This is a genomic window from Brakhagea baltica (assembly GCF_052161605.1).
Classification (GTDB): domain Bacteria; phylum Planctomycetota; class Planctomycetia; order Pirellulales; family Pirellulaceae; genus JBKCUI01.
The window spans coordinates 2,668,558-2,690,120 of the sequence record NZ_CP197409.1 but is presented as its reverse complement, the minus strand read 5'-3'; the positions used below and the strand labels follow the sequence as shown (position 1 = coordinate 2,690,120).

Annotated in this window: 15 protein-coding genes; 12 read left to right on the top strand and 3 right to left on the bottom strand. The window is 52.0% G+C overall.

Annotated elements, in window-relative coordinates; genetic code table 11:
- Positions 1–270: 270 nt before the first annotated feature.
- From SH449x_RS09930 to SH449x_RS09915, 4 genes are all read left to right on the top strand, one after another.
- On the top strand, positions 271–2,442 hold the full coding sequence (locus SH449x_RS09930) for an alpha-amylase/4-alpha-glucanotransferase domain-containing protein (RefSeq protein WP_482381183.1): 2,172 nt from the start codon (positions 271–273) through the stop codon (positions 2,440–2,442).
- A 136-nt stretch (positions 2,443–2,578) separates the two neighbouring features.
- Positions 2,579–2,767, top strand: coding sequence for a hypothetical protein (locus SH449x_RS09925; protein WP_482381182.1), 189 nt, complete (start codon positions 2,579–2,581; stop codon positions 2,765–2,767).
- A 513-nt stretch (positions 2,768–3,280) separates the two neighbouring features.
- On the top strand, positions 3,281–5,779 hold the full coding sequence (locus tag SH449x_RS09920; RefSeq protein WP_482381181.1) for a M1 family metallopeptidase: 2,499 nt from the start codon (positions 3,281–3,283) through the stop codon (positions 5,777–5,779).
- A gap of 61 nt (positions 5,780–5,840) precedes the next feature.
- Positions 5,841–6,497 (top strand): DUF6702 family protein, encoded by a 657-nt coding sequence (locus tag SH449x_RS09915; protein WP_482381180.1) that lies wholly within the window; start codon positions 5,841–5,843, stop codon positions 6,495–6,497.
- A gap of 125 nt (positions 6,498–6,622) precedes the next feature.
- Here SH449x_RS09915 and SH449x_RS09910 read toward each other — a convergent pair whose 3' ends face one another.
- Positions 6,623–7,657 carry a BON domain-containing protein gene (locus tag SH449x_RS09910; RefSeq protein WP_482381179.1) on the bottom strand — a complete coding sequence of 345 codons (1,035 nt, stop codon included), beginning with the start codon at positions 7,655–7,657 and terminating at the stop codon, positions 6,623–6,625.
- Between the two features lie 99 nt (positions 7,658–7,756).
- Here SH449x_RS09910 and SH449x_RS09905 point away from each other — a divergent pair, with 99 nt between their 5' ends.
- The 7 genes from SH449x_RS09905 (at position 7,757) to SH449x_RS09875 (ending at position 13,335) form a co-directional block, all read left to right on the top strand.
- Entirely contained in the window at positions 7,757–7,954 is a 198-nt protein-coding gene (locus SH449x_RS09905) for a hypothetical protein (protein ID WP_482381178.1), read from the top strand.
- Positions 7,955–8,048: 94 nt separating this feature from the next.
- Complete coding sequence (ybeY, locus tag SH449x_RS09900) at positions 8,049–8,525, top strand: rRNA maturation RNase YbeY (protein WP_482381177.1); 477 nt, start codon at positions 8,049–8,051, stop codon at positions 8,523–8,525.
- Between the two features lie 147 nt (positions 8,526–8,672).
- Entirely contained in the window at positions 8,673–9,770 is a 1,098-nt protein-coding gene (pstS, locus tag SH449x_RS09895; RefSeq protein WP_482381176.1) for a phosphate ABC transporter substrate-binding protein PstS, read from the top strand.
- 10 nt (positions 9,771–9,780) lie between these two features.
- Positions 9,781–10,761, top strand: coding sequence for a phosphate ABC transporter permease subunit PstC (gene pstC / locus SH449x_RS09890; RefSeq protein ID WP_482381175.1), 981 nt, complete (start codon positions 9,781–9,783; stop codon positions 10,759–10,761).
- A complete protein-coding gene (gene pstA / locus SH449x_RS09885) occupies positions 10,758–11,672 on the top strand; it encodes a phosphate ABC transporter permease PstA (RefSeq protein WP_482381174.1) in 915 nt (304 codons plus the stop codon). The genes pstC and pstA overlap by 4 nt, the downstream gene beginning before the upstream one ends.
- Positions 11,669–12,493 (top strand): phosphate ABC transporter ATP-binding protein PstB, encoded by an 825-nt coding sequence (gene pstB / locus SH449x_RS09880; RefSeq protein WP_482381173.1) that lies wholly within the window; start codon positions 11,669–11,671, stop codon positions 12,491–12,493. Before pstA ends, pstB begins: the two co-directional genes overlap by 4 nt.
- A 170-nt stretch (positions 12,494–12,663) precedes the next feature.
- Positions 12,664–13,335, top strand: coding sequence for a histidine phosphatase family protein (locus SH449x_RS09875; protein ID WP_482381172.1), 672 nt, complete (start codon positions 12,664–12,666; stop codon positions 13,333–13,335).
- Here the strand turns inward: SH449x_RS09875 and SH449x_RS09870 are convergent.
- Together SH449x_RS09870 and SH449x_RS09865 are read right to left on the bottom strand one after the other, a co-directional pair.
- Complete coding sequence (locus SH449x_RS09870) at positions 13,332–15,896, bottom strand: NAD(P)-binding protein (RefSeq protein ID WP_482381171.1); 2,565 nt, start codon at positions 15,894–15,896, stop codon at positions 13,332–13,334. The genes SH449x_RS09875 and SH449x_RS09870 overlap by 4 nt on opposite strands.
- Before the next feature lie 132 nt (positions 15,897–16,028).
- A complete protein-coding gene (locus SH449x_RS09865) occupies positions 16,029–16,529 on the bottom strand; it encodes a DinB family protein (RefSeq protein WP_482381170.1) in 501 nt (166 codons plus the stop codon).
- Between the two features lie 231 nt (positions 16,530–16,760).
- Here SH449x_RS09865 and SH449x_RS09860 point away from each other — a divergent pair, with 231 nt between their 5' ends.
- Positions 16,761–21,560 carry a hypothetical protein gene (locus SH449x_RS09860; protein ID WP_482381169.1) on the top strand — a complete coding sequence of 1,600 codons (4,800 nt, stop codon included), beginning with the start codon at positions 16,761–16,763 and terminating at the stop codon, positions 21,558–21,560.
- Positions 21,561–21,563: the final 3 nt, after the last annotated feature.

The following is a 21,563-nucleotide window of genomic DNA, read 5'->3' as shown; positions in this document are numbered from 1 at the left end:
AAGGAATGTAATGTCGGCTGCGCATTTCGAGACGATTTTCAGCTAGAGCGATGAACTTTAGTCAAACTGGAAAAAACGTAGGTCAAAAGTTCCACTCGACCGCCCTGTTGAAACGGATAATCCGAAGAACAAACTAGTGCTTCACGCCTAGATCCGCTTTTGCCGAAGACTCGGGCACGTGCCTTTCCCGGGTAGCACCTGGAGTGCTCGTTTAATCAACTTTGTAAGCACAACTCCCTTAATCGTCATAATCCTTACGATCCAGCCATCATGAAGAACCAAGTCCGACTGAGCATCGTCCTTCACAATCATCAACCGATCGGAAACTTTGACGGAGTGATCGAGAGTGCTTACCAAGATAGCTACCTGCCGTTCCTCAATGTCTTCGAGCCTTTCGAGCATCTCCGGGTTGGGTTGCACACCTCGGGTCCCTTGATGCTATGGCTTGCAGAGCACCACCCAGAGTACTTAGAACGGGTGAAGCGATTGGTCGACGCGGGGCGAATCGAGATTATCGGTGGCCCATTCTACGAGCCCATATTGACCATGCTGCCGAGTCGTGATCGCATTGGTCAGATCCAAAAGTACACCCAATGGCTTCAAGATCGTTTCCAAACCGCAGTGTCCGGAATGTGGATGCCGGAACGAGTTTGGGAAAGCCAACTCATCCGCGATATCGTACCTGCTGGAATGCAGTACACGATCTTGGATGATTATCATTTTCGAGCTGCAGGTTGGTCGGACGGGCAACTTAACAACTATTTTTTAACGGAGGATGATGGACATGTGCTCCGCGTTTTTCCAGGCAGCGAGCAATTGCGGTACTTGATTCCTTTCGGAACCGTTGCAGAGGTGATTCAGTATTGCCGTGAAGTGGGTGAGCGATCCCCGAATGCTGTTTTGGTTTTTGGGGATGATGGAGAGAAGTTCGGAACGTGGCCTGATACCAAAGAGCATGTTTACAATCGCGGATGGCTCCAGAGCTTCTTCGAGGCACTGACTAATAACCGAGATTGGCTGCGAACAGCGACACCAGCGGAAATCATTACGGAGAGCCCACCGGTTGGCACGGTTTACTTGCCGGATTGCTCCTACCGAGAAATGACGGAATGGGCGTTACCAGTCGAGCAGCAAGCCGCCTATGATTCCATCGTGCACGAGTTGCAGAGCGACTCCCGTTGGCCGCAGATAAGGCCTTTCTTGCGAGGTGGTGCGTGGCGTAATTTCCGCGTGAAATACACCGAAGCGAATGAAATGTACTGCCGTATGCTGGAGGTTAGTCGGAGATTAGAGTTTGCTCGTCGCTCCTCCATGGACAAAGAGTTGATTAAGTCGGCAGAGGAGCATCTCTATCGAGCACAATGCAACTGCCCTTATTGGCACGGTGCTTTTGGTGGAATTTACCTGCCTCACCTAAGGAATGCAACTTATCGAGAACTCATTGCAGCGGACAACCTGATCGATCGGATGTCCGGACTTACCGGCGAATGGGTTGAGGTCGCAACAGATGACTTTGACAAAGATTTGTTTCCAGAGATTAGACTTTCCAACGATCAATTGATCGCTTACTTCGCACCGGCTCGTGGCGGCATGCTTTATGAATTGGATGTACGAGGTATCGAGCACAATCTGCTCGCTACCATCCAGCGACGACCTGAGCCTTATCATTCCAAGGTTCTAGCCGGAGCGAGCGAAAACGCTCAGAATGCATCCAGTATTCATGATCGGGTTGTCTTCAAACAAGAGGGGCTAGCGGAGAGGCTTCAGTACGATCGTGTGCCGAGGAAGACCTTCGTAGATCATTTCTTCGATGATTCAGTCACTGCTAGAGAGGTTCAGTCGGGGGTTGCCATGGAACGCGGTGATTTCGCCGCGTTGCCATACGATGCTAAATTGAGAAGGGCAGCCGGCAAGATTCAGACCCAATTGAAACGAGAGGGGAATGCCTGGGGAATTCCGTTGACCATCACAAAGGGAATTACCCTCTACTCAGGAAGCCACGCGCTAGAGGTTACCTATCTTGTCGAGGGGATCCCAGCGGGGCGACGCTTCCATTTTGCCGTGGAGACCAATTTCGCTGGCATGCCATCCAATGCAGGGGATCGATTCTTTTACGATGGCAATGCGGACCGATTGGGACACCTCGGCAGTGTGCTAGATCTCAATTCAGTCGATTATCTGGGGCTGATCGATCAATGGCTGGGAGCCAACTTGCAGTTCACGTTCAATAGGCCTTCCTCCATTTGGTGTTTCCCGATCGAGACGGTGAGCCAAAGTGAATCTGGCTTCGAATCGGTTCATCAGTCGGTCTGCGTGATGCCCCACTGGATGGTTGAGGGGGACAAGGATGGACGATGGAGTGTTTCCATGGACCTGATCATTACTTGTGAGCATGAGCCGAACTCGCGTTCCTCACAACTTGCAGCTGCATATGGTCGGTGATCTGATGACTGGTATTGATATAAGGTTGATACAAGGCATCTTAAGGGCTGCCCGGTGATGAAGTTTGACGCCCGTTGAAGTGTATCCACAAAGTGTTTTGTGAACGTGATTTGGTTTTCTATAGGATGACTCGAAGATGAAAATACCCCCCTTAGCTCAGCAAGCGATCGATATTGCACGCGACTCGGCTGAAACGCAACAAGCCATCAGCACAGCCATCATGGCCAAGCAGAAAAACGTTGCCCAGAAACAAGGTGACGCCGTCGTTCAATTGATCAATTCGGCCGCCAATGTTCCCTCGCGGGGCATCGACGTGAGAGCTTAAATGGCCTGAAGTAACCGTTTGCGGCTCCACCGACCTCGTGTCGGTGGACCGATGACTCGCTGGCTAGTAACGAACGACGCATCGCGCGTTCTTCGCCCCCATTGAGCTTGTCTCAATGGAGCGCATGACTTGCTGGCTAGGAGAACGCACTGACGCTCCGGGGAGTCGCTGAGTAGCTGATGAGTCACGCTCCTACCGAGTCAACTCGGTGGTGAGCCGGAGGCGGTTGTGGGGACGTGGTATTCTAGCCGGTTAGTCGTGCTTCCACTGACACGAGTTCAATGGAGAGCAAGTGGGTGGGGAATCGATTTGTTGCCGAGGAATATTCCTTGTAACCGCTCACGCCGTGAACGGTTAAGGCCTAAAAATGCCAAACGAATGGAAAAGGAACTTTCCAGAAAAACAGGAAAGTTTCGGCTCGTGGGAGCGGCAAACGGCGAGGGGCTGAACTATACTTAGGCGTCCTCTCGCACCGTTGTTTCCCCCTCCTTTGAATCTCACGAGTCGTGCGTCATGTTGAGACGATCTCCGTCTGCTGGTTTGTCGTTTGCTGCATTTTTGATTGTAATAGTACTGGCTCCCATAGGAATGGTGTGTGAGGCGATCGCCCAGCCATTCCCCAATGCCAAGTACGGCCAAGAGGACAAATTTCGGCAACTAGAAGAAATTCTACCCACGCCCAATTCGTACCGCAGTGCTTCCGGCGAACCCGGCCCTGACTACTGGCAGCAGAAAATCGATTACAACATCGACGTTACCCTCGACGATGAGAAGCAGTCGATTCACGGTTCTGAGACCATCCGTTACCACAACGTGTCTCCTCACACGCTCCGTTATTTGTGGGTGCAATTAGACGCCAACCTTTTCGCGCCCGACAGCGTTGCGAACAAGACCAAAACAGGGCGATCGAGTTTTTCATCCGGACGGGTTTCTACATTCGAACTGGAAGCCATGCGACTGAGGGAGGAGTTCGATGGCGGTTGCAAGATCGACGCCGTGACCGACTCCAAGGGGGTACCTCTCAAGACGACGATTGTTGACACCATGATGCGGATCGATCTTCCTACTCCTCTTCCTAGCGGTCAGGAGTATTCGTTCCGAATCAAGTGGCATTACAACATCAACAATGCAAGATTGATGTCAGGCCGAACTGGTTATGAGTTCTTCGAGAAGGATGGGAACTACATTTATGAAATGGCTCAGTGGTTCCCCCGATTGGCAGCCTTCACAGACGTCAACGGATGGCAGCACAAACAGTATCTCGGCCAAGGGGAATTCACCCTCGAGTTCGGAGATTACATTGTCCGCATTACGGTTCCAGCGGACCACGTAGTGGCAGCAACGGGAGTGTTGCAGAACGAGGGCGAAGTCCTCACGGAAGCACAACGTCAGAGACTTCAAGAAGCGAAGACTGCGGCCACACCGGTTTTTGTCGTCACACCTGAGGAAGCGAAAGAAAACGAAAAAACCAAAGCGACCGGTACGAAGACTTGGGTTTATCACGCTGAGAACGTGCGAGATTTCGCATTTGCCTCGAGCCGCAAATTCATCTGGGACGCTCAAGGTCACTCGGTAAATGGCAATGAAACAATCGCCATGAGTCTATATCCCAACGAGGGGGAACCGCTGTGGAGCAAATATAGCACTCACGCCATCATTCATACTTTGAATGTCTATAGTCGCTATAGCTTTGACTATCCGTACCCAGTCGCGATTAGCGTCAACGGTCCGGTCGGCGGTATGGAATACCCGATGATTTGCTTTAACGGACCACGACCTGGTCCTGACGGCACCTACTCGTCTGCTACCAAATACGGTCTGATCTCAGTGGTCATCCATGAAGTGGGGCACAATTACTTTCCCATGATCGTTAATTCGGATGAACGCCAATGGTCTTGGATGGACGAGGGGCTTAACACTTTCCTCCAATATTTGGCGGAGCAAGAATGGGAGGAGAACTACCCATCGAGTCGTGGTGAGCCAGAGTTCATCGTTCCCTACATGAAGTCGACGAATCAAGTCCCCATTATGACCAACAGTGACTCGATCATGCAGTTTGGGCCCAACGCCTATAGCAAACCTGCGACGGCTCTGAACATTTTGCGAGAGACCATTCTGGGTCGGGAGCTGTTCGACTTTGCATTCCGCGAGTATTCCATGCGATGGAAGTTCAAGCGACCGATGCCAGCAGATTTCTTTAGAACCATGGAGGATGCCACGGGTACCGATCTCGATTGGTTCTGGCGGGGTTGGTTCTACACCACCGACCATTGCGACATTAGCATTGAGAAGGTGGAGATGTTTGAGTTAGATCGCAACTCGCCTGATGAGAATGCGGAGCTAGCAAAGCAGAAAAAAGAGCAACGGCTACCTAGTTTGTCCGACCAACGGAACAAGGATCTAGTTAAGCGAGCAAACGAGTATCCAGAGTTGAAAGACTTTTATAACAGCTACGATCCTGCCGCGGTTACCGACGAGCAAAGAAAGGCTTTCGAGAAGTTCAAGTCTGAGTTAAAGGGCCGAGATCTCGAGCTTTTCGAAAGCAACAATCTGTTCTATCAAGTTAGTTTCAGCAATGTTGGTGGATTGGTGATGCCAATCATTTTGATGCTTCACTTCGAGGACGGTTCTACGCGAGAGGTCCGAATCCCAGCCGAGATATGGCGGGTCGACAACAAGAAATGCGAAACGATGATCATGACAGATCGACCTGTCAAATCGTTCGAGCTGGATCCGTTTCGAGAGACCGCAGACGTAGACCGCAACAACAACTACTTCCCACCTAAACTGGAGCCAACGCGGTTTCAAATGTTCAAGGCCGAAGGTCGACGAGGTGGCCCCGGTACCGACAATCCTATGCGGCGAGCACAGCAGGCCGAGGAAGCCAAAAAGCGTGCTGAGGAAAAGGCAGCCGCCGACAAGGCATCGGCGGAAAAAGTAGCAGCGGAAAAAGCAGCCGAGGACGCAAAGCAAAAAGAAGCTCAAGCTGACGATGATGGGGCATCGAAATAGCATGTTTTGCAACGCTCGATTCTCCAGCTTGTGCCTGGGTGTACTACTTTGCCTACCGGCGATGGCAACAACGGTTGGGGCGCATCCGTTCCATATTTGCGTTGGTCAGATGCGGTGGAACGAGGAAGAGCGTTACTGGGAGTTATCGCTCAGGCTCCATCCTCAGGACTTGGAGCAGTCGATGCAGCGTTGGCGACTGAATCAATCGCGGGATGAAATTCGAAGCGGTCGTCCCGTGGAAGCGTTACTGGCGGGCTGTCGGGTCGAAGATGCTGAGTTCGAAAACCATGTTGTCGAATTTTTGAATCAGCATTTCTTTCTCTCTACAGAAACACCGGTTCCATCCCAAGGCAATGAGGCAGCAGGTAATTCTGAGGTGCAGCTCGAGCCGGCTAATCGTTCTCAGCTCGTATGGGTTGGGAAGGAATTTGAAAAGGCGTGGGTGTGGCTGCACATGGAGTTGCATCCTCCCAAGCGAGCTAATACTTCTGACACGCTATTTCTGTGTCATAAGGTGTTACTGGGAGAAATCCCCGAGCAAGAGAATTCGATCGTAGTAGAGCAGGCGGGGAGGAATCGATTCTCGCTACAGTTTAGTGGCGACCAGATCGCTAAGCCACTTGAGCCCGCCTCGGCTCACAGTTCCACACCGAATGCCATTGGAGACGGTATCTCGGGCGACCATATCGGTGAAGAGAGTTCTGGTCCAAAGAAGTAAATAATGAAAACGAAAAAAGGGGAGGAGCTAAGCTCATCCCCTTTTCTTGTTTGCGTTCACGAGGAATCGTTTACGTTGTCTGTTGCGCGACTGGGTCTAGTAACCGCGACTTACTTGGACGTAACTTACTTGGATGTGAAGTCTAGGTACCACAGTCCGTCATCCCATTCCAAAGCGACTTTTCGCCATCCCAGTGGGACTTGTGGATAGGGATAGAATGGTCCGATGTAAGGCCAAGCCGAGGCACTGTATTGCTTCGGATAGGTAACAGCGGAGTAATTAGGATAAGCTGCGTAGCTAGGCCATGCATAGTTCGGCATGTTCGGTTGGTCGTAGCGAGGCACTGCACCACCGTAAGATGGGCCACCTTGCATAGGAACCGGAGCTGCCATGCCACCGCCATAAGAAACCGGAGTTCCTTGGACGCTGGAAACTGGCATTCCCGGAACAGACCCGTTTACCAATGTGCTCGGTGCGAATGCGCGAGGTGCAGGACCGCCAACCGCTGGTATCGTGGTGGTTGTGCTGCTAACAGGTCGGACAGTATTGCCGATGGAAACTTCGTCAACAACTCGAACGACGCCTGGAACGCGTTGAACAGTGCTGAGAACGAATGACTTTTGCTCAGGCGACGCAACGTGACCTCGAACCCATACTTCACCATCAACGGTGGAGACGTCGAGATCAAAGTTGCGAAGTGTGCCACTGCGTTGAGCATTACCAAGTCGGGACAATACGTCCGAGGTGATGCCAGCATCTCGTGGATCAACGGAGCTTTGTACGTCTTCGGTTGGGAAGCTCAGCAATGAGGGAACCTCATCGTTTGCCGAAGCAGGACGAACGTCTTGCTCAGCGGCAGGTGCTGAAACGGCCTTTTCACGAACCGTTACACTGTTGATAACTTGCTTTACACCTGCTGTCGTCGAGGCAACGTTGAGAACGGCATCCAATTGTGCTTGGTTAGCCACGGCGCCTTCGACAAGAACTTTACCGTCATCGACGCTAAGGTTAATGTCAAAGCCTTTGAGGCTACCAGCGGATTGCTGTTGCTTAAGTTGGGTGATGATGGCTTCGGCGATCTCGCGATCCCCACCGAACGCCGTCAAAGGTGCACCGGCGGTCAGCGAGGCGATCGCCATGCCCATAAAAAATCGTCGCATGGAAACCCTCCTACGGTTTTTTTTGCGGGAACTAACGGCGCTTTGGAGCTGCGTATCAAACCTCAGCACCTGCAAACAGGATCACGATTGTGGTTCTAAGTGGAGACCGTAAAATCACCTCAGCGCGGTGGAACGCTCGACCCCACCATCGCTAACGTGTTCGTTGAAGAGGCCCCCCTCGTCCAACCATTCACGTGGTTTGCGAATACAAACTATGTTTCGGCAAAATCGGTCCAAGAACGAAGTGTTTTTACCAATTTTGCCGTCCATCGCGATGATTCCGAAGAATCGCATTAGTTGAGGGGGCTTACCGCTTTCCCACTCTATGCAACACGCAGGATGGGGAGAGTTTACTCAAATCAGCCCAACCACCCTTCTTACCCAAACTCTCATGATTGAATACCTAGTCCACCAATCCGAGCTCATCGAGGAATTGCCACTATTAGATCTCGAGCCGTTGATGGCTTGGATTTCGGAAGACTACCAGCTCTGTGGAAAGCTCTCCATCGCGGTTTTATCCGACCCCGAGATACGCGAAATCAACAATCGCTACCTTGGGCACGACTACGAAACCGATTGCATCAGTTTTGACCTGTCTGACCGAGACGATGTCTTTGAGGGGGAGGTCATTATCAGCGCCGACACAGCGAGAAGAGTTGCCAGCCAAATAGGTTGGGACCCCAAATATGAGGCATCCCTCTATATTATACATGGAGTCTTGCACATCCTGGGCTATAACGACGACAACCTGGAAGCCAAGTCCGAAATGCGAGCACTAGAGCGTCACTACCTCCAAAAGCTGGAGGTTCCAGGCTGGGAGCGGCACCCCACCCAAGGCGAGGCCGACTTTCTAAGCGAGAACGAGTGACGCGAAATGGGCTAACTCAGGATGCCTGAGAGATGCCCGCGAGCTATTGTTAAAGTTTCGCTAATATGTGCTAACAAAGCTTGAGACCAAAGTGCTGCGCATGTGGAATATCGACTGCCCTTACCAAGTTCTGCGGAGTCGCTATCTGTGCAATCGACTAATCCTGGTCTCTCCTACAAGGCTGTCCTCGGCCGCTGGCTTTGTGTAGCGATTGCCTTGAGCATGGCTATAGGCTGTAATCCCAATCCTTCGAGTTCCACGAACTCTCGGATAAAGCTACAGGGATCCGGCGCGAGCTTTCCAGCACCTCTTTATATGCGTTGGTTTCAGGACTATTCCAAACAAACACCTGGCGTGACGGTCGATTTCCAAGCCAAGGGGAGCGGTGCGGGGATAAAAGACCTAATCAACGAAACCGTCGATTTCGCCGCTAGCGACGCAGCTATGACCGCCGAGGAGATCTCGCAAGTGAAACGAGGAGTGGTCATGCTCCCATTGACTGCGGGCAAGATCGTTCTCGCATTCAATCTTCCCGATGGCCCTAAGGAATTGAAACTTTCTCGAGAAGCCTACACCGGTATCCTGTCTGGAACTGTCTCTAAGTGGGACGATCCCGCTATCGCCAAATGCAATGAAGGAGCCCGACTCCCGTCGACCGAGATCACGGTCGTGGTTCGATCTGATAGCAGTGGAACATCCTACGTATTGTCCACGCATTTGAGTGCAATTTCCCCGCAATGGAAGAGTCTTTACGGAACCGAAAAGACCATCAACTGGCCCAGCGACTCTCGCTTTGTGAAAGGTCCCAAAAACGACGGAGTTACCGCTCTCATCAAACAAACACCAGGAGCGATTGGATATATAGAGTATGGATTTGCCAAGCAGACCGGTCTTTCCATGGCAACTCTCGAGAACAGCTCAGGCAACTACATCGCCCCCAGTGCGGCCAGCGGTCTAGCAGCCTTGGCCAGCGCTGCGGATATTCCCGGAGATCTGGTTCTTTGGGTTACGGATCCTCAAGCTGCCGATGCTTATCCGATCGTGTCCTACACGTGGTTGCTGTGCAACAAAGAACAAACAGATTCGGCGAAAGCAGATGCGCTAAAGGGATTGATCCGCTATTGCATCGAAGAAGGGCAAGTGAACAGTGAACCTTTGGGATACATCCCCCTCCCGGAATCGATGAGCAAACGAGTCCTTCAGGCGTTGGATACGATCCAGGTCACTCTGTCGGAAGCAAATTAGCGACCTAAGTATGAACCAAACATCTGGCTTGCAAGATAACGCGCGATCCACACAGCTCGCATTAAAAACGGCGGATCGCATTTGGGATTCCGGATTTCGACGAGTATGTTGGCTCGCAGCTCTTATGATGCTAGGCGTGTTGGCTTTGATGTTCTATGAGATCGCGTACAAAGCATCACCCGCGATTCAGAAGTATGGATTGAGTTTCATCACGACGTCGACATGGGATGCCAACCAAGAGCAGTATGGGATTCTACCCGAGATATGGGGCACGGCTTACAGTTCACTGCTCGCACTCGTAATGGCCACCGGAGTAGCAGTCTGTATAGCGATCTGGTTAACACAACAGTTTTTGCCTCAAAAGCTCGAGTGGTTGCTGAAGACCGTAATCGAGTTGCTAGCCTCAATACCGAGCGTGGTCTTCGGGCTTTGGGGAATCTTTGTGGTAATTCCGGTCGTTCGCCCTTGCGCAAACTGGCTTCACGAGCAATTAGGTTGGGTTCCATTCTTTAGCTCTCCCCTCTCGGGGCCTGGCTTATTTCCCGCTGCGATCGTATTGGCCATCATGATTCTGCCAACGATAACAGCCATCTCGCGCGATGCGATCTCCTCTGTACCTACTCGCCTCAAGGAAGCTGCCTTTGGCTTGGGGGCCACTCGCTGGGAGGTCATTCTCAAGATCGTATTGCCCACCGCATCCCGTGGGATTTGGGGAGCTGTTGTGCTGGGGCTCGGACGTGCTCTGGGAGAGACGATGGCCTTGGCAATGCTGGTCGGAAATTCGAACCAACTAAGCGTTTCTTTGTTTTCACCCGCGAATACCCTAGCCGCCCTGCTCGCAAATCAGTTTCCGGAAGCCAACGAGCAGCAAGGCCCGATATTGCTTTACGCGGCTCTCGTTCTGTTGACCATTACACTTGGCATCAACATCATTGGATCGCTCATGCTGTACGGCCTGCCGATTCGAAGAACGAAGGGGGCAACTCGATGAGCGTTTCCGAAAACAAACCAGACCTAGCCCCCGCCGATTTGGTTCTCGAACGACGCTGGAGTGATCGACGCACGATCTTCAACGTTGGCATTACTATCGTAACGGGAATAGTTGCCTTTATCGCCTGTATCCCGTTGGCATCATTGCTTTTCATGTTGGCGATCCGCGGCAGCAGTGCGATCAATTGGGAAAGCTTCACGCAATTGCCTCCTGCTCCCATGCAAGAGGGAGGAGGGTTCGGCAACGCCATCGTCGGGACTCTGACCATGGTGTTCCTCGGCGCGGTGATCAGTGTTCCGGTCGGGATTCTTTGGGCGATCTATCTTTCGATACTTGGGCCAGACAGTAAAACAACCGTGCTGGTCCGCTTTACGGCAAAGATTCTATCTGGCTTGCCGTCGATTCTAGCGGGCGTATTTGCCTACACACTTATCGTGGTCAACATGAAAACCTACTCTTCTGTTGCAGGTGGCGTGGCTTTGGCAATCCTGATGCTACCCATTATCATCCTGACCGCAGAAGAAGCGTTTCGGATGGTACCTGCAAAAATGATCGAAGCTGCCATGGGGATGGGGTGTACTCCCACGCAAGCGGTTTGGCGGGTGATTCTGCCAACAGCTTTTCCAAGCATCCTGACTGGTGTGATGCTCGCCGTCGCCCGTGCGGCCGGTGAAACGGCACCTTTGTTATTCACAGCACTGTTTAGCAACTACTGGCTATGGCAGGATTCACAACTGACACTTCTCGAACCCACCGCTTCGCTAGCCGTTCTAATTTTTAACTTTTCCGGTTCCCCTTTTGATAACCAAATCGAAATGGCTTGGGGAGCCGCATTGGTCCTCGTCGCCCTCATTCTCCTTTTGAACCTCGTTGCACAAGTGGTTTCACGAAGGCAAGTAAGCAGATCATGACAAGCATAACGATGGAAGACGCATCAGCCGAAAGCCCCAAACACCACACTGCACCCAACAAGCTATTCGATTGCAATGTCGAGCGGTTGTACTACGGAGACTTTGCCGCAGTTCGCGACACTGATTTTTCCATCGACTCTGGTAAGATAACAGCATTCATCGGTCCCTCGGGTTGCGGAAAAAGCTCATTGTTGCGTTGCTTGAATCGCATGAACGAGCTTACCCGTGGGTTTCAATTGGAAGGGCAGATTCGGTTTTGCGATCGGGATCTTTATGCCCCCAATGTCGATGCTGTGGCCGTGCGCCGTCATATCGGTATGGTGTTTCAGCAACCGAATCCGTTCGCGATGAGTATCTTTGACAATGTGGCGTTCGGGCTCCGCATCAACCGGATCAAGGGAAATGCGCACGAGTTGGTCGAGCAGGCTCTACGCGGCGCGGCCTTGTGGGATGAAGTCAAAGACAAGCTGAAGAAAAGTGGTCTGTCCTTATCTGGGGGGCAGCAACAGCGACTTTGCATCGCAAGAGCTATCGTGACCAAGCCCAAAGTTCTATTAATGGACGAGCCATGTTCGGCCTTGGATCCCATTGCAACTCGCAAAATCGAGGAATTGATGTTGGAGTTGCGGCAACAATACACTTTAGTGATAGTGACACACAATCTCCAGCAAGCCTTGCGCGTTGCGGATGACACCGCGTTCATGTATGTCGACCCTTTAACCCGTTCTGGTTACTTGGTCGAGTTCGGTCCTACAAAAGTGATGTTCGAGTCTCCACGCGAACTGTACACTCAGCAATACCTTTCCGGTGTCTTTAGTTAGTACCACTGCGGGCAATTCGGCTTCATTATTGTCGCCAAATCGATGAGGATTTGGTTGCTCGAGATGTCAATGCGCAACATCTCTTGTTTAGAGGGAAACGTATTGACTTCTTTTGAAGGGGCTGCATGCTTGTGTGGATAGACCCTAATACAAAGTGGAGCAATGTTTCTATGTCGAATTGTCATTTGTTTTTGATTCGTCACGCTCAATCAGAGAATAACGCGAAAGCGGAAGCGGAGCGGGTGCCTGATCCAGCTATCACACAGCTTGGTGCCGAACAAGCCGAACGACTTGTCCCCTGCTTGCATAGAATCGAGCCTGATATCGTGTATTGCAGCCCTTTCCTGCGTACGATTCAAACTTTGCAGCCCGCAGCCAAATCGGCAGGGCTCACTCCTATTATCCATCCCGAGATCTTCGAACAAGGTGGTTGTTATTCGGGGCACCTTGTTGGCCAAAGAAAGCCGAGCCCCGGTATGTCCCGAGATGAGATTGCGGAGCTTTGCCCTGACTGGAGTATTCACCCTGACGTTTCAGAACAAGGCTGGAATCGGATGACCGCTTACGAAACGATTACCGAAGCTCGAGTTCGGGCAAGACGCGTTCGATCATGGTATGAGTCGGAAACCGAAATGCATAATGCACGACGAGTTGCCATGATGATTCACGCAGATTTTAAACTGAGGATGCTCGAAGCCTTTTTGGGGATCGACGATCTTGAACCCTATCTGACAGAGCCGTACAACACGTCGATTACTTGGATTGTAAGAACCGGTGGCTCTTGGCAACTCCGGTTGTGGAACGACCACCATCATTTGCCAAATTCTCATCTGACGGTCTAGAACAACGTCATCTGCTCGGGCTTGGCAACGATCACGCTTGGATCAAGAAAGCCCTTCAGTGATTCGGTCGGTGCCGCTAAAGTGCAAAGAACGCGTCCAGCCAATGCCATACCCGACAACATGGCCCCCTCGATATTCTTGCGGCTGAACCAATCACCACATGCCCCCAGCAGATTATCTGCATCCCAAACGCATTCGCTATTGTCTTTATCCCCCGCATACGAAGTTTCAACGTCTGCGTATAACCATCGATGGCTGTTACGATAAAAACGTTCGGGCGTTCTCACACCGGTCAGGCGTTCTAACTGCGCCAACATGTGCTCTGCAGCTTCATCTTTGGTAAGACTCAAATTAGATTTAGCCCAAGTGTGATTGCTCTGCAGGACCCAACAGTCAAGTTCTTGCGGGCGGCCAGGCTTACTGGAGTCGCGGGCTATCCAGCGAATGGTATCGTCGTGAACGACCGCACCATCAAACGGAACCTCCCAGCGATGATCAAAAGCAACAATAGTCGACCAGCATGGTTTCATTCTGACTTGCTCAATGTTACCTCGCCATGCGCACTTTTGGGGCAGCATGCTAGGGATTTGCGGAGCTGGACAATTCCAAAGCACACAGTCGAACTCGCCTAACGAACGCTCTGTCTCAGGGCTATCTTTGCAATCAGCAAAGATCTCGTATCGGCTGCCGACGCGAACAACTCGAGTCACCTTGGACGCGGTCTTGACGCACAAACCTTCGGCCAGGTGCTTACCAATCGCGTTCATCGACGGGCAACCAACCAATCTCTGGCCACCTTTTCGTTCCTGGATCTGGCCGTCCTCCCCCAAATCGACCACCCTCCCGAACCAAGGTTTGACGACCCCTCTTTGTAGCCAACTCTCTACGAACTTTGCGATTCGCGGGTCTCGGCAGGTAAAGTACTGAGCTCCGTGATCGAACTTTAGAGCCTTTTCTAAAGTCCGTGTCGAGACTCGGCCACTCACTCCATGTGACTTGTCGAAGATCTGGACGTTTAGTCCGTGATCCTCCAATACTCGGCTGCACATTAGCCCAGCCATGCCGGCCCCTATGACCGCAATCTTGGGTGAAACAGGATGGGCAGGCCGGTCGATCAGTTTTTGATATTTGTCGAAATCCATTCGATCGCGATGCTCATTCGAAGATCGAGTCCTGACGACTCCGTAGACTGGTTGTTCTGGCTGGAAGGGACGATCGAATTGTCCCAAGCACCATAGGATCCCACCATACGATGCGGGGTCTCGGCCATCGAGGGCATAGCGGTGGTTCAAGTCGATCAGTGTACGAAGGGCTTCGTTGCTGGTGTTGGTCCACCTCAGTACGCCTTTACCCCAGGTCATACGCACGTTGTTATGAAGTTCGCCGTGTCGCAGAAGGCTACGTTGACAGGTATCCCAGAATTCGTCACCCGTTCTCGCACGGGCTTGATCCTCCCAAGTGCACAGCCACTCCCTCGGATCGCATTCGTGTTGTTGAAGCGTCGCCCGAGCCCACTCCGGAATGGCTTCAATCGTATCGTAGTCATCTCGATAAAAGCAAAAGCAGTAGGCGAGTTCACGCCAGATCAAAAGCTCATCGAGGTACTTTTCGGCCTTAGCCGCATTGGCTTCCCGCGCCAATCGCATCGGGGAAACCATCCCATAATGGAGGTACGCAGACATGCGACTGACTGCGTTTTTCGTAGGGTCGTTCCGGCCGTAGGCGTAGCTTTTAAGTTGGTTCCGTTTAAAGGCTTCCCAGCGTGCATAACCATGAGTGCTTCCACCTACCGTATCTGCAACGGGCCCTACGCTATGATCCACGTCGCAATGCTGAATCAAATCCGTTACGGACACTCCCTGAAGTGAAAGGGGACTAAATGGCACCTCTCCGTCATATCGCGAAGGCATTCCCTCAACCGTTGGCCATGGTCGCGCAATCCGTTCTTCGTAGAGTTTGGCAGTTGCATCTCGGTACGCAAAGGCTCGATCGAACGCGCGTCCTACTAATTTCATCGGAACGACACAGCAACCGTCAACTGCAACGATAGGTGTACTACAGGCTTGTCTCAAACGCTCCAACCAAAAGTGTGTTGGCTCACCTGGAAAATCATCGGTGACAACGACTTCAGCCATCTCAGACATGAGCTTCAATGCTGGGGCTCGATAGCCATTTCTATCAAGATGAAAAACATATCGAATGCCGAGTCGCTCATATTGCTGCTCGAGATCTTGTGCCCCCTGTAATGCAAAGCAATGATGCCTGTCCGAGGCGAAACGGTAGTTCTCACTTAGGCCTTGATAAACGACCAAACTGGTACCGAGCTGTTTAGCTAAGAGGCACGCAACGTCGAGGGCGGGATTTTCATCAGTTCGCAGGGCGTGATGCGTCCAATATACAACCGGCCTGGTAGCATCCGTATTACTCACGGATGCTCGACTATCTGTAGCCCGTTCCTCGATTGGCAAGGACCCCTCAGCTGACAGCTGTCGCACACGCTCTTGAAGATGCACAGGCAGGGAGCGAATCAAACTGCCGATTTCATTGAGTTTTTCATGCATACTTATTCGTATTCACACCGTCACGGGTGCTGTGGCAGTCCGTAGCCCTGGTCCGCACTACTAAATTCAAAGGAATTCACCATCAGTCCGAGATTGTAGCGGCCTGTCAAGACGGAGCTATCGTGCAAGGTGTTAAGCTGGCGGTAGCCCTAAAGCTCTTCTCCAGCCGCTCAATTGCCCCAGATGGATGCTCTCGTGGTTGAGCATCAGGTATGTTACGGCGACCCCTCGACAGCCCCATCGATTCTGCCAACGCTCCAGCGGCAAACCCATGTCCCAAACCGCAGGATCCACGGCTTCAAGGGCCGCAAAAATCGCCTCTTTCCCTTTCTCTAGCTCCTCAATGATGACGCTTTTCTCAGGGTAAATCGATCGATCCATTTGAGGTGCCGATTTCATACCATAAGGATTATCAATAGGATCCTGGATTTCCCCGTTAGAGATCAATCCGGCGATGATCGGTCTGTAGGTTTTCAGATGGCACAGCACCCAGGCGGCATGATTCAGAGGCTTGGGGAGACTCCCAGATGGTTGAGCACACATCTGAGAATCCTCAATATCAGCCACCAGCGACAGTAGATAAGCGTGGTTCTTTTCGAATCCGTGCCACAAACCCTTAACCAGCGGTTCCATGGATTATCCTTTAAAAACGTACGGGGAGTGAAAGGGATGCCAAGTTTGGTGGAATCTATGATCCGCATTTCGCGGGGCAATATTCTAGCAAAGGTTCTCGCGGTGTGACCACCCGATTGCATTATCAATTAAAATCAAGCTGCATCGTTGATTCGTAATTGTCACCATTTATTTCGAAGAGCGACTTGCCTCTGAACTGAGACAGCACAGAAAGCCTGAGAGACATCAAACATGGAAATCCTTTTTACCCTGCTGGGTGTCTTCTGTGTTATCGTCATCTTCGCTTTGATTGGACATGGAATTTGGCTCGTGCTCGTGGCGGTTGCAAAGGGGATTTTCGGGCAGCCACCAAATGTGGATGCATTACCCTTTGCGAATACGCCGGAAAAGGATCTGCGACAGACCTATCTCGCGCTCGATCGGCTCTTTCGGGGCAAGCTCATCTCCGTCGACGACTTTCAACGCACCTGTGCGGCCATTGAGAAGGCGGCCGCGAACCAAGGCTGTGCGTTGCCATGGATCCCCTCGAAGCGATTGACAGAGATGACCTCCGGATCGGAATCGGAGCAAACACGTGAGTCGTTGGCCACGGAGACAGAGGCCGTCAGTTCGCCGACTTTAGCCCCCGTCCCTTCCGACTCGGGCATTCCAGTCCAAGAAATCCATCCTCTAGAAAAAGAGTACGCTCCCGCTCCGCCACCGTTGATGAGTTCGTTGGCTACCCAGACGCGACGCACCATGGGGGATATTCTTCAACAGTTCTTGAGTGAAAAGAATATTCACTGGGGAGAACTGGTCAGTGCTCTACTGATCGTCGGCAGCGCAGTTGGCTTGATTCTGAGCTTGCGAACAGAATTGAACCGCTTGATACCGATGTTCCCGTCGGTACTGTTCTTCGTCGTAACGCTCGCTATTCACTTGGCCGGTTTCTACACGCTAAAGCGATGGAAGCTGCCGTCGACATCGCGAGGCCTGTTGGTGCTCGGATCAGTAATGATGTGTGTGACATCGCTAGCGACGGTACTATTAACGGAACGAGATAGTGCACCGGTGAGCTCGCTAGTACCGATAGTAGTGGGAGGACTGGGATTCGGGACACTTGCATTCCTCTCGAGCGCTAGCCTCTTCCCCGGCTTACGCCTGCTCTGGACGATAGCGGTGACCTTGAGCGGGATTTCGCCGTTATTGCTAGGGATGTGGCTAGGCGATGATCTCAACTTGAACGAGCTACGTTGGGCAAGCATCCTGGCTGTCGTTGGTCCGATGGTTTCGGTAATTGGTTTAGTGACGTTGCATTTTGGTCTACGGAGCAAAGCAGAAGGGATATCGCTGCGAGCCGAATTGCGACTACTAGGAATTGTCTTTGTCGGTTCACTCTTCTCATGTGGAATGCTCCTCTTTTTGCTAAAGGGGGTTCCTGGCAGCTTCCATTCCCTCTCGCTGATGCTGGCACTACTAGGAGGATTGCTGGTCTGTGCGGGATCGATCCTTTCTTTCGGAAGTACGGACGCGAGCTCGCGGCTTCGTGCGGAATTAAGCGAGTCGCTTCTGGATCGCGTTACGGTTATCGGAAGTGCGGTCTCGTTCCTCGGTGCGGCAGTTATGGTTGGTTCGCTCGGAACCGCGTGGGGACGCTCGAGTTTGTTCCTAGAAACAGCAGTCTTAAACTCGTTGATTAGCCTGGTGCTGGTGGCGTTGTGGCGGCAACCAACCCTGACGGCTATCGCCTCGGCATTTAGCACTTTGACCAGTTGGCTATTAGTCCATCGATTCACGGGTAGCTTTCCCGATCCGGAAATACGACTGAGCTGGGTGATGCAAGCGATGGAGACCGTTCGCAGTTCGGGAGTCTTTTTAGTGTTAGCCGGTACTTATGCCGGCATCGCTTGGAAGGTGCCTCGCAAACACGCCATGATCCTTCAAACCGCCGCTGCTTTGGCAGCTGTCCTCGGCGTGGGCATTGCAGCGTATTTGGGCTGCACCGCAATCGCGATTGGCCCTCATCTTTACGCGGTCTGCTGCTTTGCATTCCTCGGTGTGATTATCACCTTGTTAACTCCTGCCAGGGGGCGATGGGAACCAGCTATTCTGGGCAGCGCACTGCTTTTCTTTTGCTGGTTCATGTTGGCAAGACCAGAGACGCAGTGGAACGAGCGAATCGGTCTAAAGGATTGGCTTCCCGTCGACCGGGCGGTTTTCGCATTCTCAGGGCACGCCATGACGGTTGCCGTGCTGGCCCTTCTCGTCGGGAGCATCCGACTCTTGGCGAAACGATTCCCAAGCGTTGAAAAATTAACATATCGCTGCGCCGATCCAAAATTCGACCACTGGGTCAGCGATTCCGGTTTAATTTCGGTGTGTATTGGGGCGATCCTATTAGCAAGGCCAGCAACATTCGACACATGGATTTGGCAAGCGGAGCTGTATGCAAGCTTGGCCGTCTGCGGTTGGGTGGCCTGGGCCATGGGACGGGGGAACTTTCGCGAATCATTGGGGTGGGTGGTCTCGGGGGCATCGCTGTGTTTCTTTTTAGCGGCAGGAATTTTGAGCGTTTCGACATATGGGCAGATCATTAATAGCTTTGTTCCCGTTAGTCTTTCCGTTTCGCTAGTTGCGATCTTGGTCGTAGGGACCATCTGTTCCTTGGTTCTGTGTCGAACGACTCGATTAGCTAGGACTCGGTTCAAGCTAAGGGCTTGGTCGACCAATTATGGTGATGGGATGCTCATCGCCTGGAGCTTGTTGCATTTGATTCACTTATTTGGTTCCCCTCGCTATTGGATGCAGTCTGTAGCAAGTTCTCGGATGGAGGCCGTGCTGTGGACGGTATCTATCTTGTCTTTATTCGCGTGTGCCATCCTTTTGACCGCGCTTCGGTATCGAGCGCTTTATATTTGGATGACAGGCATCTTGAGTACGATTACTGTCTTTATCCTGTTCGGTGTTTGGAATACGCAGGGGGGAGACGAAGTAGCATTCGCCTATCTACTCATGGGAGCCCCTCAATTGGTGGCGGGGATAGCAAGTGCGTTCGATGTGCTTCTACGCAGACAGCCTGGGCCATTTCTAGGTACTAAAGGACTCTACGAAACGATCTTTGGGGGACTTACGCTACTCTTTTGGTCGTTAGTGTTTTGCATCGGTTACTTGGGCAATCTCGAGGATCCGACGATCGCTGCATGTGGGCTTTGGTCCCCTGTCGGCGGACTATGGGTTGCTGTCGGTCTGATTTCCTTCTGGTTTGCTAGTTTGGTCGTTCATCGAAGACAATTTGTTTTGTATCTACTTTTTGGAACGCTACTTGTCGCTTGCCATTTACCGATCGCGTTGGCAAGAATCACCGAAACCCGATTGGGCGGTTCCAATAGTTTTGCACTGCTGATGATCGGAGCTGCCGTGCAGGTTCTCGTCGTTTCATGGTTCGTTTTGAAAGGCTTGAACGTCACCAGCTTTATTCGTCGCTATCTCAAAGCCCAGGACGGTGATGCCGATAGCGTAGTTCGCTACCTATGCTGGAACTATGCCAATGTGATTAGCCTCTGGATGATGGGTGTTGCGCTACTGTTCGGAATCATGACATCGAACCCTGAGACCGTGCGGCTTCTGGCATTGGTGTTTGCTATCCTCGGTTTTGCAAACGGATTACTGGCGCGACATGCAAGTCAGGTAGGAATCTCGACTCAAGTTTTGTTTAGCCCAGTGTTATTCAATCGTTACTTGATGGTGATCAGTATTCCGTTGTTTGCATTGTTCGTGGTATGGGCACGGTTGGAGTATACCCAGCAGCCTTTACTGTTTGTTCAAAGAATACTGCGAACGGCATCGGTCTCAATCGCGACAGCCGTAGGCTTGGGATTGGTTTTCGCTTGGTTAAGTCGAGCTTTTCAGGAAGTTGATTCCAGTCAATCCAAGACACCAAGCTGGCGTGAGACGTTGTGCCACCTATGGTTTGGCACTAGCGGGTTCGCTATTCTGTTTCAGTTCGTTGGGCTCCTCGCCATTCTCGGCACGACCAGCGAGAGCATGTCGATGGGGGAAGCGGTTGTTCCCAAGCAATCCTATTCCGTTGAAGTACTTTGGATCGCAGGATTGTCAGGCTTGTGGATGGCGCAGCTAGTTGTTCAAGCGATTCGCAACCGATGGAACATAGCCAATTTCAACGATTCTCTGCGAAGTGCGTACGTTTATACGGCTGAGATTGTTTTTATCCTGGCAACGGTGAAGCTGTACGCCGTGTTTCCCGAGTGGTTCCAGTTGCCACTTAGGGAGTATTGGCCCGTCTTGATGTTGCTAGCGGCGGTCGTGGTGCAGGGAGTTGCTGCGTTGCTCAAACGAGCAAGAGTGACAGCCGTGGGGGATCCACTGCACAACACGAGTCTCGTGCTCCCTATCATTGCGCCGGTTGCGATGTTATTTTTCGCGTCGGATGTGACCGCCGATGTGGTCTTGGCATTGAGCTCGGTGTTTTATTTTGCGTTAGGAGCCACCGAACGATCCCGACAGATTGCCATGGTGGGAGGCACGCTAGCCAATGTGGCGTTGTTAAGTTTCTGGTCCAAGTTTGATATGTTGGATTTTACAAGGCATCCGCAGTTGTGGTTGATCCCTCCAGCCGCGTCGATCGCGTTGGCGACCCACATAGAGCGGGACCGAATTCCCAAAGAAGCTGCGTCGTGGCTTCGCTATCTATGTATGGCCACCATATTTTGCAGCTCGAGCAGCGAAATTCTCATCCAGGGAATCGGCCGCAGTCTGTGGCCGCCGATGGTCTTGATGGTTTTGAGCGTGTTGGTCGGTTTTCTGGGTATTGCGTTTCAAATCCGCTCGTATTTGTACAGCGGATTGCTTTTCACCCTTTTTGCGGTAGTAGCGATGGTGGCACACGCCCAGCAGAGCGTACAGCACACCTGGCCCTGGTGGGTGCTTGGGATCTCACTTGGGATAGGCATTATGGTTCTGTTTGGAATGTTCGAGCGAAAGAGGGATCAGCTGATGAAATTGTCGGAAAGGCTGAAAAGCTGGGAAGGATGATCC

Excerpts from the sequence above, each read along its gene's own strand:
- SH449x_RS09870 (WP_482381171.1), bottom strand. The coding sequence starts at position 15,896 with ATGCATGAAAAACTCAATGAAATCGGCAGTTTGATTCGCTCCCTGCCT.
- SH449x_RS09875 (WP_482381172.1), top strand. The coding sequence starts at position 12,664 with ATGTCGAATTGTCATTTGTTTTTGATTCGTCACGCTCAATCAGAGAAT.
- SH449x_RS09860 (WP_482381169.1), top strand. The coding sequence starts at position 16,761 with ATGGAAATCCTTTTTACCCTGCTGGGTGTCTTCTGTGTTATCGTCATC.
- pstC (WP_482381175.1), top strand. The coding sequence starts at position 9,781 with ATGAACCAAACATCTGGCTTGCAAGATAACGCGCGATCCACACAGCTC.
- SH449x_RS09930 (WP_482381183.1), top strand. The coding sequence starts at position 271 with ATGAAGAACCAAGTCCGACTGAGCATCGTCCTTCACAATCATCAACCG.
- pstA (WP_482381174.1), top strand. The coding sequence starts at position 10,758 with ATGAGCGTTTCCGAAAACAAACCAGACCTAGCCCCCGCCGATTTGGTT.
- pstB (WP_482381173.1), top strand. The coding sequence starts at position 11,669 with ATGACAAGCATAACGATGGAAGACGCATCAGCCGAAAGCCCCAAACAC.
- SH449x_RS09865 (WP_482381170.1), bottom strand. The coding sequence starts at position 16,529 with ATGGAACCGCTGGTTAAGGGTTTGTGGCACGGATTCGAAAAGAACCAC.
- SH449x_RS09920 (WP_482381181.1), top strand. The coding sequence starts at position 3,281 with ATGTTGAGACGATCTCCGTCTGCTGGTTTGTCGTTTGCTGCATTTTTG.
- SH449x_RS09910 (WP_482381179.1), bottom strand. The coding sequence starts at position 7,657 with ATGCGACGATTTTTTATGGGCATGGCGATCGCCTCGCTGACCGCCGGT.
- ybeY (WP_482381177.1), top strand. The coding sequence starts at position 8,049 with ATGATTGAATACCTAGTCCACCAATCCGAGCTCATCGAGGAATTGCCA.
- SH449x_RS09915 (WP_482381180.1), top strand. The coding sequence starts at position 5,841 with ATGGCAACAACGGTTGGGGCGCATCCGTTCCATATTTGCGTTGGTCAG.
- SH449x_RS09925 (WP_482381182.1), top strand. The coding sequence starts at position 2,579 with ATGAAAATACCCCCCTTAGCTCAGCAAGCGATCGATATTGCACGCGAC.